This is a genomic window from Adlercreutzia aquisgranensis (assembly GCF_943193145.1).
GTDB lineage: Bacteria > Actinomycetota > Coriobacteriia > Coriobacteriales > Eggerthellaceae > Xiamenia > Xiamenia aquisgranensis.
Map to the genome: position 1 here is coordinate 170,792 of NZ_CALPDA010000002.1, position 15,507 is coordinate 186,298.

11 protein-coding genes are annotated in these 15,507 nt (G+C 66.1%); all 11 read left to right on the forward strand.

Annotated elements, in window-relative coordinates; translation table 11 throughout:
- Positions 1–31 precede the first annotated feature (31 nt).
- Positions 32–2,350 carry a RelA/SpoT family protein gene (locus NFR41_RS01935; RefSeq protein ID WP_432762681.1) on the forward strand — a complete coding sequence of 773 codons (2,319 nt, stop codon included), beginning with the start codon at positions 32–34 and terminating at the stop codon, positions 2,348–2,350.
- Positions 2,351–2,352: 2 nt separating this feature from the next.
- Positions 2,353–3,027 (forward strand): MBL fold metallo-hydrolase, encoded by a 675-nt coding sequence (locus NFR41_RS01940; RefSeq protein WP_251230493.1) that lies wholly within the window; start codon positions 2,353–2,355, stop codon positions 3,025–3,027.
- A gap of 4 nt (positions 3,028–3,031) precedes the next feature.
- Positions 3,032–4,021: a TlyA family RNA methyltransferase gene (locus NFR41_RS01945; protein WP_251230494.1), complete on the forward strand. Its 990-nt coding sequence runs from the start codon at positions 3,032–3,034 to the stop codon at positions 4,019–4,021.
- Positions 4,021–5,133, forward strand: coding sequence for a 2-oxoacid:acceptor oxidoreductase family protein (locus NFR41_RS01950; RefSeq protein WP_251230495.1), 1,113 nt, complete (start codon positions 4,021–4,023; stop codon positions 5,131–5,133). The genes NFR41_RS01945 and NFR41_RS01950 overlap by 1 nt, the downstream gene beginning before the upstream one ends.
- A 2-nt stretch (positions 5,134–5,135) precedes the next feature.
- Complete coding sequence (locus NFR41_RS01955; protein WP_251230529.1) at positions 5,136–6,302, forward strand: transketolase C-terminal domain-containing protein; 1,167 nt, start codon at positions 5,136–5,138, stop codon at positions 6,300–6,302.
- Positions 6,303–6,633: 331 nt separating this feature from the next.
- Positions 6,634–7,563: a thiamine pyrophosphate-dependent enzyme gene (locus NFR41_RS01960; RefSeq protein ID WP_251230496.1), complete on the forward strand. Its 930-nt coding sequence runs from the start codon at positions 6,634–6,636 to the stop codon at positions 7,561–7,563.
- A 675-nt stretch (positions 7,564–8,238) separates the two neighbouring features.
- Positions 8,239–9,465, forward strand: a complete 1,227-nt coding sequence (locus NFR41_RS01965; RefSeq protein WP_160213070.1) for a CoA transferase — start codon at positions 8,239–8,241, stop codon at positions 9,463–9,465.
- Positions 9,466–9,615: 150 nt separating this feature from the next.
- Positions 9,616–10,911, forward strand: coding sequence for an MFS transporter (locus NFR41_RS01970; RefSeq protein WP_251230497.1), 1,296 nt, complete (start codon positions 9,616–9,618; stop codon positions 10,909–10,911).
- Between the two features lie 45 nt (positions 10,912–10,956).
- Entirely contained in the window at positions 10,957–12,738 is a 1,782-nt protein-coding gene (locus NFR41_RS01975; RefSeq protein WP_251230498.1) for a class I adenylate-forming enzyme family protein, read from the forward strand.
- Between the two features lie 93 nt (positions 12,739–12,831).
- The gene (locus tag NFR41_RS01980; protein ID WP_160213073.1) at positions 12,832–13,995 is read left to right on the forward strand and encodes an acyl-CoA dehydrogenase family protein; all 1,164 of its coding nucleotides are present in this window, start codon (positions 12,832–12,834) and stop codon (positions 13,993–13,995) included.
- Positions 13,996–14,072: 77 nt separating this feature from the next.
- Positions 14,073–15,488 (forward strand): purine-cytosine permease family protein, encoded by a 1,416-nt coding sequence (locus tag NFR41_RS01985; protein ID WP_251230499.1) that lies wholly within the window; start codon positions 14,073–14,075, stop codon positions 15,486–15,488.
- Positions 15,489–15,507: the final 19 nt, after the last annotated feature.

Consider the following 15,507-nt stretch of genomic DNA (forward strand, 5'->3'; position numbering starts at 1 on the left):
CGCCGTCATCGCATCGTCGCTTTCGGAGTCCATGCTGGGGCGCGCTGCGGCTCCCATGAAGACCTTCGCCACCGAGGCGCGCAACCAGGCGGCCAGATCCCGCACGCCCGAGGAGCGCTTCGAGGACCTGCAGCGCATGACCGAGGCCTACCTCTCCGAAGAGGACGAGGCCGTTTTGGCCCGGGCGTTCCAGTTCGCCGCCAAGGCCCACAACGGGCAGTGCCGAAAGTCCGGCGAGCCCTTCATCGCCCATCCGGTGGAAGTGGCCATCATTTTGGCCGACCTGCGCATGGACGTGGAAACACTCTGCGCCGCCATCCTGCACGACACGGTGGAGGACACCGACGTGACCAGCCAGGAGGTGTCCGACCTGTTCGGGCCGCGCATCGCCCAGCTGGTGGACGGCGTGACCAAGATCACCCGCATCGAAGTGGAAAGCCTCACCGACGAGCAGGCCGCCACCATGCGCAAGATGTTCGTGGCCATGAGCAAGGACATCCGTGTGGTGGTCATCAAGCTGGCCGACCGCCTGCACAACATGCGCACCCTGGGCGCCCTCAAGGAAGATCGCCGCATCTTCAAAAGCCGCGAGACGCTGGAGATCTACGCTCCCATCGCGCACCGCCTGGGCATCAACTCCATCAAGTGGGAGCTTGAGGATTTGGCGTTCTACTACATGGAGCCCAACAAGTTCAAGCAGGTCAGCCGCATGGTCACCGAAAGCCGTGCGGAGCGGGAGTCCTACTTGGAGCAGATCATCGGCATCCTGCACGGCGAGATGGACAAGGTGGGCATTCAGGCCCAGATCATGGGTCGTCCCAAGCATCTGTACTCCATCTACCAGAAGATGACGAAGAAGGGCAAGGGCTTCTCGGAAATCTACGACCTCATAGCCGTGCGCATCATCACCAAGTCGGTGAAGGACTGCTACTCGGCCCTGGGCGCGGTCCATGCGCTGTGGCACCCCATGCCCGGGCGCTTCAAAGACTACATCGCCATGCCGAAGTTCAACATGTACCAGAGCCTGCACACTACGGTCATAGGGCCTGCGGGACGTCCGCTTGAGGTGCAGATCCGCACCGAGGAGATGCACCGGGCCAGCGAGTATGGCGTGGCGGCCCACTGGCGCTACAAGGAGAAGGGCGGCAAGGACGGCGACGCGCTGGACTCGCAGCTGGCGTGGCTGCGCGAGATGCTGGACTGGCAGGAGGAGACCCAGGACTCCCGCGAGTTTTTGAAGGACCTCGTGGTGGACCTGGCCCCCACCGAGGTGTTCGTGTTTACGCCGAAGGGCAAGGTCATGAGCCTGCGCGCCGGGTCGACGCCGGTGGACTTCGCCTACGCCATCCATACGGAAGTGGGCAACCACTGCGTGGGCGCGAAGGTGAACGGCTCCATCGTGCCTCTGACCTACGAGCTGCAGCTGGGCGACCGCGTGGAGGTGCTCACCCAGAAGAGCGCCAGCCCCTCGCGCGACTGGCTCAACATCGTGAAGACGCCTTCGGCGCGCAGCAAGATCCGCGCGTACTTCTCGAAGGTGACCCGCGGTGACGATCTGCAGGCCGGCCGCGACAAGCTGACCCGTGAGATGCGCAAGCACGGCCTGGGCATCTCCAGCGCCCAGTCCATGCGCGCGCTCAAGACCGTAGCGGACGCGCTGGGCTTCAAGGATGCCGACGACATGCTGGTCAACATCGGCACCGGCAAGGAGAGCGCCCAGCATGTGGCGAACCGCCTGCTGAAGATTCTGGTGGACCGCGGCACCGAGGCCGACGAGGTCCCCGGTTTCGGCGCCGGCGCCATGGCTACGGGCAAGCTGCCGCCCATGCTCACCAGCGTGAAGCGCCCGAAGAAGCACGAGGCCCATGCCAGCAACGGCGTGGTGGTGAAGGGCATCGACGATGTGCTGGTGCGCCTGTCGCGGTGCTGCAACCCGGTGCCCGGCGACGACATCGTGGGGTTCGTGACCCGCGGGCGCGGCGTATCGGTGCACCGGGCCGACTGCCCCAACGCCGCCGAGCTGCTGAAATCCCCCGAACGCATCATCGACGTGTCGTGGGAGAGCGAGCTGCCGAAGAACTCGTCGTTCCAGGCCGAGGTGTACGTGGAGGCGCTGGACCGCATGAACCTGCTGCGCGACATCGTGGTGGTGCTGTCCGACTCGGGGGCCAACGTGCTGTCCAGCAACACGGTCAGCCACCGCGACGGCATCGTGGACATGCGCTTTCTGTTCCAGGTGTCCGACGTGGCAAACATTGAGAAAGTGCTGGTGAAGCTGCGGAGTATCGAAGGCGTCTTCGAGGCGAAGCGCATGATGCCGTCGAACAGCAAGGCCAGCAGGAAAGGATAGCCATGAGCCAGCTTTTGCACGTCGCGGGCGGGTGCGTCTCGATAGAGTACCTGGTCGTGGGCATGTTGGAGAACAACGTGTACCTTATCTCGGACGGCGCTACCACTATCGCCGTCGACCCGACCGCCGAGCCGCAGCGTATCCTGGAGGCAGCCGGCGGCAAGATAGACGCCATCGTGCTGACCCATCGTCATTTCGACCACGTGGGAGGCGCGGCCGATCTGCGCGAGCTCACGGGCGCGCCGGTGATCGCCTCAGCGGCCGACGCCCCCTACATCTGCGGCGAGCGCACCGACGCCGAGCCCATGCCCCGCTGGAAGCCCTGCCCGGTGGACGTGGTGGTAAGCCATGGCGATGTGGTGGAACTGGGCGCCATGCCGTGGAAGGTGATCGGCACGCCGGGCCACACGCCGGGCAGCATCTGCCTGCTTTTGGCCCCGCAGTTCGGCAGCAACCCTGACGGCGTGCCGGTGCTGATCGCGGGCGACACGCTGTTCGAGGCGTCTATCGGCCGCACCGATTTCTCGGGCGGCTCCATGGACGACATGGTGCATTCGCTGAAGCGTCTGGCCACGCTGCCGGATGAGACTATTGTTTTGCCCGGTCACGGCAATACCACCACTATCGGTGCCGAGCGGCAGCGGGTGTTCGCTTACTACGCGGGCGGCGCGCGGTAGAGCCGTGGGGAAGGTATCGCGGCAGGGAGGCGGCGATGGCGCGGCGGGGGCGAAGCGCGCGGTGGGCGCGGCGAAGCGTCCCAAGAAGCTGCGTTTGGACGATTTGCTGGTGGCCCGGGGCACCTTCGCCACGCGCGACGAGGTGCTGCGGGCGGTGATCGCCCGCACCGTGCGCGTGGACGACGTGTACGTGGGCAGCGCTGCTGCGCTGGTAAGCCCCGATGCCGACGTGTTCGTGAAGGGACGCCGGGCCTTTGTGAGCCGCGGCGGCGTGAAGCTGCAGGGGGCGCTGGACGCCTTCGGGCAATCGGTCGCCGGGCTGCGCTGCATCGATATAGGGGCGTCCACCGGGGGGTTCACCGACTGCTTGCTGCAGGCGGGCGCTGTCTCGGTGGCCTGCGTGGACGTGAACTACGGCCAGCTGGCCTGGAAGCTGAGGCAGGATGGCCGCGTGACGGCTTTCGAGCGCACGAACATTCGCATGGCCGATCCGGTCGAGCTGGGCGCCCCCTTCGACGTGCTGGTGGCCGACTTGAGCTTCATCGGCCTGGCGGGCCTGGCCGGCACGTTCGCGGCCCTGTGCCGTCCGGGGAGCGTGCTGGTCGCCCTGGTGAAGCCCCAGTTCGAGAGCAGGCCGGGGGAGACCTGCGGCGGCGTGGTCACCAGCGGCGCGGTGCGCGAGCGCACGGTGGCGGAGGTGTGCGGGGCCCTGGCGCAGGCGGGCTTTGCGGTTGACGGCGGCCCGAGCGCTGTGCCCTTGGCGGCGGGCGGCGTGGTGGAGTCGTCCATCAAAGGGCCCGAAGGCAACGTGGAATACCTGGTGAGAGCGGTGTTCGTCGGCAGTGGTTCGAGCATGTGCAGATGTGTGGGGCCCGAGGGCGGCACGCCTCATGTGGGGTCGGCGGCTGCGGCTGCCGGCGGGCGCGGCGCTGCGGCGGAATTGGCTGCAGACGACGCTTTGCGCTGTGAGACGCAAGAGGAAGGGGAGTGCTGATGATCGAGGTGCTCTGGCACGGCCGCGGCGGCCAAGGGGCTTTCACGGCGGCGCGGTTGCTGGGCGCGGCGGCGTCCTTGGAGGAGGGAAGCTACGCACTGGCGTTTCCTTCTTTCGGACCCGAGCGCCGCGGAGCTCCCATGCGGGCGTTCACGAAGATGGACGGCAGACCCATCGGCGACCGCTCGGCGATAACCCAAGCCGACTTCGTGGTGTACCTGGACGAGACGCTTTTGGACGACGGGTGGGAGAGCGAGCTCAAACCGGGAGGGTTAGTGCTGGTCAACAGCACGCAGCCGGCATCCGCCTTTGGCGACGGGCGCATCGTGCCCCTGGATGCGGACGGCATATCGAGCCGCTACCTGGGCCGGCCCATTCCCAACACGGTGTTTCTGGGGGCGCTCTGCGCGCTATGCGACAGGGTGGACGAGCAGGCGCTCGGCCAAGCCGTTCGCGCGGGCATGCCGGCCAAGTTGCACGAGGGCAACCTGGCCATCGTTGCGGCCGCCGCCCAGGCGGTGCGCGCCATGGATGCGGCTGCTGCGTTTGAAGGCGATCTCGCCGGCCCCGATTCGTCCGCCGCGGCCGATCTGGTGGATGCGGTCGGTTGCAGGGGCGTCGGCGGTGCCGCGCCTGTGCGGCCTGCTGTCGATTCTGCCGAGGGGCGCGACTGTGATTGCGGCCCTAGCGCGGCTTCGGCGCCCGCTCGGCCCGCGTGCCGCATCCCGGCGCTCGCTGCCGAGCCGCTGCCGCCGTGGCAAACCTTTGCTGCCAACACGTGCTTTGCGGCTGGTCATCTGACGGACAGAAACGCCGGTTGGCGCAACAAGAAACCCGTGATCAGCGCCGATGCCTGCACGGGCTGTCTGCAGTGCTACCTGTACTGCCCTGACGGCGCCATCTACAAGACCGGTCTTTCGCCGGCGCAGGCTCGATCGGGTGCCGCTACCGCCGTGGCGGTGGACTACGATTTCTGCAAGGGCTGCGGCGTGTGCGTGGCGGTGTGCTCCTTCGACGCCCTGGCCATGGTGCCCGAGCGCGGCGACGGGCCGGCCGGTGCGCACCTGCAGGAGCCGTCGCACGCAATGCCGACGGAAGGAGGCCAGCAGTGAGGATGTTCCTGTCCGGCGACGAGGCTTTCGCCGAAGGCGTGCGCCTGGCGCGGCCCCAGGTGATTTCCGCCTATCCCATCACGCCTCAGACCGTGGTGGTGGAGCGGCTGTCCGAAATGGTGGAGGCTGGGTCGCTTCGCGCCGAGTACGTGCACGTGGAAAGCGAGCACTCGGCGCTCTCCTGCGCCATCGGGGCCGCTGCCACCGGCGCACGCACGTTCACCGCCACCTCCAGCCAAGGGCTGCTGTACATGGCCGAGTGCCTTACCTACGCTTCCGGCGGCCGCTTTCCCATCGTCATGATGAATGCCACACGCTCCACTGCTCTGCCCTGGAACATCTACGGCGACCAGCGCGACGCTCTGTCGCTTCTGGACCACGGTTGGATCCAGGCCTTTGCCCAAGATGCTCAAGAGGCCCTTGACCTGGCGCTTATGGCCTACGTCGTTGCTGAGGACCCGACTGTGCGCACGCCCTTCATGGTGAACCTGGACGGGTTCACCATCACCCACACCTACGAGCCGGTTGATGTTCCCTCCCAGCAGGACGCCGATGCTTTCCTGCCGCCCTACGACGCTACGGGCAACCGCTTCGACTTTCAGCATCCTGTGAACATGGGCTATTCCGCCGGTCCCGCCTTCAACGCGTTCTACAAGTACCAGGAGCACAAGGCTATGGCCGAGGCTGTGCCTGCGGCCGTGGCGCGCGCGGAGGAGCGGTTTGCCGAGCTGTTTGGCCGCCGCTATCCGGGCTTGGCTGAATGCTACCGTGCCGAAGATGCCGACTACGTGGTGGTTACGCTGGGCGCTACGGCCGGCGTGGTGCGCTCCGTGGTCGACGAGCTGCGATCCGACGGCGTGCGAGCCGGCATGGTGCGCATTCGCTACATGCGCCCGTTCCCGTCGCGGGCCATCGTGGAGGCCCTGTGCTCGGCGAGGGCTGCGGCGGTGCTTGAGCAGGATGTGTCCTTCGGCGCGGAGGGCGCCGTGTTCTCCGATGTGAACTCGGCGCTCTACCAGGCGGGGTGCAACGTCCCCACGGTGAACTTCGTCGGCGGCTTGGGAGGTGCGGACATCACGCTTCAGCAGGTGCGCGACATCTTCGCCTGCCTGCGCGATTCCGATGCGGAAGGGGGCGAGCGGGTGCGCTTCCTCGATATCGACGGGTAGGGCTTGCGTTCTGCGCGCGGGTGCGGGGAGGAAGGACATCCCGTGCTCAAACAGTCCTCGCTTCGCTGCGGAACTGCGCGCGGGACGCCCTTCCTCCCCTTCGGGTTGGCGGGTTTTCGGTTCGCGTTCCGTGCGCGGCTGCGGGGAGACGGGGCATCCCGTGCTCGGACAGTCCTGGGCTCGCGCTGAACGCTTCGCGTTCGCACTCGTGCGGAACTGCGCGCGGGACGCCCCGTCTCCCCCTTCAGGTTGGCGGTGCCTCGGTTCGCGTTGGGCGGCGGGGTTGGTTGTGTAGGTAGATGAGACTTTTTGGAGCGAAAGTGAGCGGGCGATGGCTGTGAACGCAAGGAACATGACCGATGACGAGCTGTTCTTCGGGCATAAGGCATGCGCTGGGTGCGGCGGGTCGCTGGCGGTGCGCGCTGCTTTGAAGGTGCTCGGGCGTAACGCGGTAGCGGCGCTGCCGGCTGGCTGCATGAGCGCGGTCGGGTTCAACTTTCCGCAGCTGTCCTTCGCCAACAACGCCATGATCACTCCGTTCGCCGCTACGGCCAGCGTGCTTTCCGGCATCGAGGCGGGGCTTCGCGCCCAGGGTGTCAAGCCAGATGATTGCACCGTGGTCGGCTTTGCGGGCGACGGCGGCACGGCCGACATCGGCCTGCAGGCGCTTTCCGGGGCCATCGACCGAAACGACGACGTGCTCTATATCTGCTACGACAACGAAGCCTACATGAACACGGGCATCCAGAAGAGCTCGCTTACCCCCTTCGGCGCCCGCACTACCACGACACCGGCCGGTTCGAACGCCCACGGGTGCCTGACGAGCAAGAAGAATCTGTTCGAAATCGTGGCCGCTCATGGCATCCCCTACGCCGCCACGGCCAGCATCGGCTACCTGCCCGACTTCATGCGCAAGGTGGAGCGGGCGCGCGACGTCAAGGGAACGCGCTACATCCACGTGATCGCGCCGTGCCCTACCGGGTGGGGCTGCGGCGTTGAGGAGACCGTAGATATTGCGCGGGCCATGGTTGACTGCGGGCTGTGGTATCTGGCCGAGTTCGAAGGCCCCGCCCTTGCCGGAGCCGACCATCCCTTCGGGCGCTTCACGTTGAACCGCAATCCCGCGCAGTTTGCCAGCGTCGCCGACTACCTGCGCCGCCAGTCCCGTTTCCGCGCGCTTTCCGACCAGGAGATTGCCCAGGTGGAGGCCGATCGCGACCGGAAGTGGGCCGCCATGCGCGAGCGCTGGATCGCCGGCTAGCCCGCAGCCGTCTGCGCAGTATCGAATCGTGCGCATCCTGCGCCTCGTCGCGATTTGCTGGCGAGGATTGCCGGTATGCTCGATTTCTGCGCGCGGTGCGGGGAGCCGGGGCATCCCGTGCTCGGACAGTCCTGGGCTCGCACTGAACGCTTCGCGTTCGCACTCGTGCGGAACTGCGCGCGGGACGCCCCGCCTCCCCTTCGGGTTGGCCGGTTCTCGGTTCGCGTTCCGTGTGCTGGTGCGGGGAGCCGAGGCATCACGTGCTCAGACAGTCCTCGCTTCGCTGCGGAACTGCGCGCGGGACGCCCCGCCTCCCCTTCGAGCTGGAGGGCCCTTGGTTCGCGGGTTAGCTAGCGGTTCTGTAAGGTGTAGCGCTTTGCGCAACGTTGAGCGCTGTCCTTAGGTGACAATTTGTCCCCTCATTCGATAACGGGACGTTTTCAAGTAACTATTATTCCGAATTCATAGTTGACTCAATTTCATACTATCTCCATCAGCTAAGCAGCTGGACGGGACGTGGTTAGGACACCCTCTTCGGGGGGACGCCAACCGCACGGCGGATCCTTCGTCGGGAGGGCGGGCGTCGTCGGGCGCATCCGAAAAGTTCAGCTGCGGCGAGCCAGCCGTTCGCCGGGCGAACGACGGCAGCGCGCCACACCGACCTTAGGAGGAGTCATGTGGAAGAACCAGAGCAAACCCGAATTCGGTACCTTGTCGGATTTGAAGGTGGTGAGTGCTTCCAGCTCCTTGGCCGGTCCGTTCATCGCCACCATCATGGGCGAGTACGGCGCTGACGTCATCTGGGTTGAGAACGCCGACATGCCCGACTTCACCCGCGGCACGCCGAACTGGCAGTGCGAAGGCGAGCGCCGCAACTGCCGCAACATCGCCCTGCGCCTGAAGAGCGACGAGGGCAAGGAAATCCTCAAGGAGCTCATTGCCGACGCCGACATCTTCATCGAGTCGTCCAAGGGCGGCCAGTTCGACCGCCTGGGCCTTTCCGACGAGGTGCTGTGGGAGATCAATCCCAAGCTGGTCATCGGCCACGTATCCGGTTTCGGCCAGACCGGCGTTCCCGAGTACGTGAAGCGCCCCTCGTTCGACGCCATCGGCCAGGCCTTCTCCGGCTACCTGCGCGAGAACGAGGCGCCCGGCGTGGCACCCTTCGCCGTGGGCCAGTTCGCCAGCGACTACACCACGGCGCTCTACACCTGCATCGCCCTTCTGGCCGCCTGGCATCACGCGCAGAAGACCGGCCAGGGCGACAGCATCGACTCGGCCCAGTACGAGTTCATGATGCGCACCTCCATCTACAGCATCGACTACTTCACGAACCACCGCTTGTTCCCCACGGCCGGCGAGCAGAACATCAACGCCGGCTGGGGCGCCTACCCCTGCAAGGACGGCTACCTGTTCTGCTGCTTCAACGGCGCGGCCGTCATGAAGCGCGGCAACGAGTTCCTAGGGCTGCCCTACGGCACCGACGTGTTCCCAGAAGGCTCCGCCACCTGGAGCATCGAGACCGAAGGGGGCCAGATCTTCCTGCAGGCGCTTAAGGACTACCTGGCCAACACCACGGTAGCCGAGGCCGAGGAGGCCATGCTTGCCCACAACATCCCGGTGTCGCGCATCAACACCTTCGCCGAAGTGGAGAACGACCCCCACGTGCAGGCGCGCGAGGACATCATCGAGTGGGATTCGGTGAAGGGAACCAAGATCCGCGCCGTGGCCCCGCTGCCGAAGTTCAAGAACAACCCCGGCAAGGTATGGGCGCCGTGCCCGGCGTTCGGCCAGCACAACGAGGAGATCCTGGGCGAGCTGGGCTACACCGACGAGCAGATTGCCGCGCTCTACGATTCCGGCGTCATCAACCGCGACTTCGACCTGGTGCACTCGCGCTAGGCGCGTGCGTGCCCGGGAAAGCCGAGCGGCTCGCCCGCAAAGGGCATCTACGAGAGAGGCGAGCGCAACCGGCGGGCCCGCGCATCCCGCCGGTTGCAAACGGCAAGCTGAGGGGCTGGGAAGGGCCCGGCCCGAGCGAAAGGAGAGATCATGGCCACCACGAAGGAGGGAAAGCCCTCCAAGATGTACTACGGATGGTGGGTGTACGTTGCGGTCTGCATTTGCATGCTGCTGCCGTGCTGCTTCACCTTCAACACTGCAAGCGTTTACTACGACTCCGTCGCCGAGGCCTTCGGGGTAGGCAAGGGCCAGGTGGGCCTGTACATGACCTTCGTGTACGCCACCGCCTGCGTCGCCAACCTGCTGTGGGCGGGCAAGCTGCTTGAGAAGCTGGATCTGCGCATCATCCTGAGCACCTGCGTGGTGCTGGTGGGCGGCGCGCTGATCGCCATGTCGCTGGCCCAGTCCATCTACGTGTTCTACGGCGCCGGCATTGCCCTGGGCATCGCCAACGCGTGGCTTCTGTGGCTGATCGTGCCGGTGGTGGTAGGCCGGTGGTTCAAAAAGAACATCGGGTTCATGATCGGCATCGCCATGGCCATGACCTCCATCGGCGGCACGGTGTTCTCGCCGCTTCTGGCCCAGGTCATCCAGAACGCAGGCTGGCGCACGGGCTATCTGATCGAGGGCATCGTGGCGCTGGTGGTGTGTCTGCCCTTGGCCGCCTTCGTGGTGCGCAGCCGTCCCTCCGACATGGGGCTCGAGCCGCTTGGCGCCGACGACCCGAAGGTTATCGCCCGCGAGGCCGAGGCCAAGGCTGCCGGCCAGGACGGCATCACGCTGAAGCAGGCGCTCAAGAAGCCCTCCGCCTTCATCCTGTGCTGCGTCTTCGCCGGTTTGGCGAACCTGGGTCTTACCATGAACTTCTTCTTCCCGTCCTTTGCCACCTCCATCGGCTACGACCTGTCCGTGGGCGCCATGGTCGCCTCCTGCGTCATGATCGCGTCGCTGGTGGGCAAGGTCATCCTGGGCTGGCTCAACGACCGCTCCATCGTGGTGTCGAACCTGGTGGGCTGCGTGCCCATGATCTTCGGCCTGGCCTTCATGATGCTGTTCGGCCAGGATTCCCCGATGTGGCTCTACTTGGGCGGCATCCTGTTCGGCCTGTTCTTCGCTGTGCAACCGACCAACGTGCCCCAGGTGGTGCGCGCGGTCTTCGGCAACGTCTCCTACGACCGCATCTTCGCCTACGTGGCCGTGGTCATGCCGCTGTGCGCCGCGGTGGGCTCGTCGTTCTGGGGCTTCATCTACGACGCGACCGGCTCCTACAACATTGCGTTCATCGTGGACATGGTGTTCGCAGCCCTGGCCATCGCGGTGCTGTTCGCCGCCTTGGCTGCGGGCAAGAAGCTGAAGGCCTGGGCCAAGCAGGACGCGGCGAAGTAGTCGCAACGGTGTTCGGCAGCGAGTCGTTTCGGAAGGAGGGTCATCATGGGTTTATCGGCTTCGACGAGTCTTGCCTTCGAGCGCGCTTTGGCGCACTGGGAGCCGTTGTGGCAGCGCGCCTATGATGAGGGCGTCAGTCGCCGCGGGCTTCGGACGGTGCCTTCCCTGAAGGAATGCCTGGCTGAAACGGTGCGGCGCCACGGAGGCGATCCGTGCGTGGTCATGCCGAACGGTTTGTTCACATTTGCCCAAGTGAACGACCAGGCGTGCCGTATTGCAAACGGCTTTGCAGCCCGCGGCCTTTCCAAGGGCGACGCCGTTGTGGCGGCCCTGGAAGATTCGGTGGCGCTGGTGGCGTTGTTCATGGCCTGCTACAAGGGCGGTTTCGTGGTGGTGGGCACCGACGCCCGCTCCACGGCCTGCGAGCTGGCCGAGCGGCTGGCGGAATGCAGGGCCCGGGCCATTGTGGTGGACGAGGTTCACGCCGATGCGGCTCGCGAGGCTTTGGGCGGCGTCGGCGCCGATGCGCTCATGGTGGTGGTCGCGAAAGGCTTTGGCGGTCCGGCTTGCAGCATCTCCGCGCTGGATTCCCTGCGCGAGAGCGAAGTGTCGCTGGCGGAGCTGGCGACCTATCCCGACGCAAGCGAGCCGGCCGTAAGCGTTTCCCCCAACGATACGGCGGTGATCATCTTCACCGGCGGCACCACGGGCAAGAGCAAGGGCTGCCCGCTGACAAACGCCATGCTGGTGCAGGCCCAGGCGCTCTTCCAGCAGGTGCTGCAGCCGGTCTTTCCCGGCTACGGGTTCCCACTGGTGCCCGAAGCCGAGGCGCGCGCGTGGGGCGCCGGCGCCGACATTGCCGCCAGCCGCTGCGCGGTGCCGCCGTCGGTGCTGGTCACAAGCCCCATGGTTCACGCCTACGGCTTGGATCTGGGCGTGAACTGGGCCGTATGCTCGGGAGGGGCTGCGGTGCTGCCGGAAAGCCTTGCGGTGGCCGATGTGGTCCATGCCATCGCGAAGGTGCGCCCGGCGGTGTGGGGCAGCGTGCCGGCGATGCTGGCCCGCGTGACCCGCGAGGCCGAGGCGCAGGGGTGCGACCTGTCGTCGCTGGCTGCCGTGGTGGTGAGCTGTGCCGCCACCCCCCAGGAGCTGCGGTGCGAGTTCGCGCGGCTGAGCTCGGCCCGCATCGTGGAGGACTACGGCATGACCGAGACCTCCGGGCCCGTGGCGCTCACCCCCGCGCTTGCAGGCACCAAACCCGGGGCCGTAGGAGTGCCCGCCCCCAGCACCGACATCCTGGTGGTGGACATGGAAACGGGCACCAGGCCGCTGGGCGCCGGCGAGCGCGGCGAGGTAGTGTTCCGCGGCCCCCAGATCATCGAGGGCTACCTGGACGCGCCGGCCGAGACCGAGCGGGCCCTGCGCAGCGGCTGGCTGTACAGCGGGGACGTGGGCTACTTCGACGAGGACGGGACGCTGTTCGTGGTCGACCGCATCAAGGACGTGGTGCTGGTGGGCGGCTTCAGCGTGTTCCCGCGCGAAATCGACGAGGTGCTCTACGCCCATCCCGACGTGGTGGAGGCCTGCACCATCGGCGTGCCCGACGAGCGCTCCGGCGAGCGCCCGAAGAGCTTCGTGGTGCTGCGCGAAGGGGCCTGCGTTACCGAGCAGGACATCGTGGCGTACTGCCACGAGCACCTGATCGCCTACAAATGCCCCAAATACGTGGAGTTCATCGACGCCATCCCCAAGACGTTTCTCTCCAAGCCCGACAAGAAGGCCTTGCGCAAGCTGGAGGAGCGCAGGCGGGAGGCGCGCCGCGAATAAGGTGTTACTCCGCCCGGACCCGATGCCCAGGCGGATGAACGAAGGCACGGTGCCTTCGCTTTAGGCGAGTTCTACTTGAAGGAGGAACCAACCATGGATTTCACGATTACCGACGAGCAACAGCTGATGCTCGACAGCCTGCGCGAGTTCTGCGAGCGCGAGGTGACCGAAGAGAAGATTCAGAAGTGGTACGAAGACCGTCGCGTTGACCCCGAGGTGTGCAAGGCCTACCTGGACGCCGGTTTCGGCTGGATGTTCCTGCCCGAGGAGTACGGCGGAATCCCCGGCGACGCCGTGACGCTGGCCCTGGTGGTCTCCGAGCTCATGCGCTGCACCGGCGCCACCATGCCGTTCATGTCCTACGGCCTGGCCATGTTCGACCTGGCCGAGTTCGGCAGCGAAGAGCAGGTCAAGGAGGGTATGGAGGCCTATTCGAAGACCGGCGAGCAGTGCTTCAGCCTGGCGCTGTCCGAGCCCTGCGCCGGTTCGGACAACATGTCCATGATTTCCACCTGCACGTGGAACGGCGACGGCACCGTGACCTTGAACGGCACGAAGACCATGGTCAGCCACGCTGAGACCGCGCCCTTCATCATGTTCATCGGCAAGGACGACAATCCCGACCACGACAACAAGTCCATGTCCATGTTCCTGGTTCCCAAGGACATGCCGGGCATCACCATGGCCCCGCTGCACAAGATCGGCCAGACCATCACGAACTTCGACGAGGTGTACTTCGACAACGTCGTGGTGCCCGAGTCCATGCTGCTGGGCAAGAAGGGCGAGGGCTTCAAGCAGCTGATGAAGAACTTCGAGCTGGAGCGCATCATGCTGGCCTCCCATAGCCTGGGCCTGGCGGAAGCCGCCCTGGAGGATGCCGCCCGCTACGCCGCCCAGCGCGAGACCTTCGGCGTGCCGCTGTACAAGCACCAGATCATCCAGGAGATGCTCACCGACATGGAGATCAAGGTGCAGACCATGCGCGATCTGCTGCTGCGCACCGCCTGGGAGTTCGACCAGGGCATGTCGGTGCGTCTGGACAGCGCCCTGTGCAAGCGCTACCTGTCCCGCACCTGCACCGAGGTAGCCTCCATGGCCATGCAGATCTTCGGCGGCATCGGCTACACCACCGAATGCCGCATCGGCCGCATCTGGCAGGACTGCCGCGGCGACTCCTTCGCCGGCGGCACCGAGGAGATCATGGTGCACATCGCCGGTCGCCAGGTTGTGAAGAAGTACGCGTCCGACCTGTTGTAAGTGTTTTCGGCCCCGCTGCTCCCCTGCGTGCGGCGCGGCGGGGCCTTCGCGTTGGGGAGCCGAGGAAGGGAGGCATCATGGCCGCATCGAAGAAGCCCCAGGACGGGGGCCAGGCTGCCGAAGGTGCCAAGAACGCCTACGAGTACGCTTTCGAACCGGTGCCGGAATCGAAGCGCAAGACGGGCATCAGCCTGTTCATGGTGCTGGCCGGCTATCCCATAGCCGTGTCGAACTTCGTGACCGGGGCCGCGGTGGGCTACCGCATGCCCTTCGCCGAGGCCACCGCCGCCTTCCTCTGCGCCGACGCCTTCCTTATCGCCGTGGCCATCATGATGGGCCTGGCGGCCTTCGCCACCGGATACTCCACGGCGTTTCTATCGCGCATGGTGTTCGGCAAGCGCGGCTCGGCCATCTTCTCGGCGCTCATCGTGCTGTCGTCGGTCACCTGGATCGGCATCAACGGCAACACCTTCGGGTCCATGGTGACGGCGAACTTCCCGGCCATCGCCGTGCCCAGCGTGATCATAGGCGTGGTCATCATCTTGGTGTGGTCCATCTCCGCCGCTCACGGCTACAAGGGTATGGAGATCGTCTCGTGGATGGGCGTGCCTACCGCTGTGGCCATGGGCGTCATCTGCTTCGTCATGGTGGGCATGCAAAGCGGCGGCTACGGATCGCTGCTCTCGTTCGCGCCGCCTGCGGGCATGGAGATGGGGTTCACCGACGCCACCGCCTCCATCGTGGGCAGCTGGCTGTTCGGCTGTCTGATCGCCGCCGACGTGTGCCGGTTCGCGAAATCCAAGCGCCACGTGGTGGTCTGCTGCGCCGGGGCGTTTCTGCTGGGGCTCTTCGGGTTCCAGATGGTGGGCTGCGTGGTGGCCCAGATCGCCCAGAACCCGAACTTCTCCGAGGCCACGGCGCTCATGGGCCTGGGGTACCTGGTGCTGGCTTGCACGCTGGTGTGCCTGTGCACCACCCAGGACAACAACATCTACGGCGCCGGCCTTGCCATGCAGAACATCTTGAGCGAGACGAAGCTGGGAGGGAAGGTCACCCACACCCAGATGGCCGTGTTCATCACGGCGCTCTCCAGCGTGCTTGCCCTGTGCAACATCCTCGACTACCTGCTGCCGGTCATCACGTTTCTGTCCGTGCTGCTCTCGCCGGTGCCGGCGCTCATCGTGTCCGAGCGCGTGTTCGTGAAGCACCCGAAGATGGGCATCATGTCGAATCCCGTGGCCCTGGCCTGTTGGATTGCCGGCGGCATTGTGGGGCAGGTGTGCCTGAGCGCGAACTTCTTCGTGCCGCCGGTGGTGTCGTTCCTGTTTACCATGGTGCTCTACACGGCGGCCAGCAAGGTGCTGGACGGCAAGCTGCTCGCGGGGCGGGGCCTCGTCGTAGGCGGCGCCAGCGTACGCGAAGGCGCCGTGGCGGCCGATGCTGCGGCGGGTGCCGTGGCGACCGAAGGCGACGCCGCCGGCCGGACCGACTAGGGCGCGTCGGGGGGGGGCG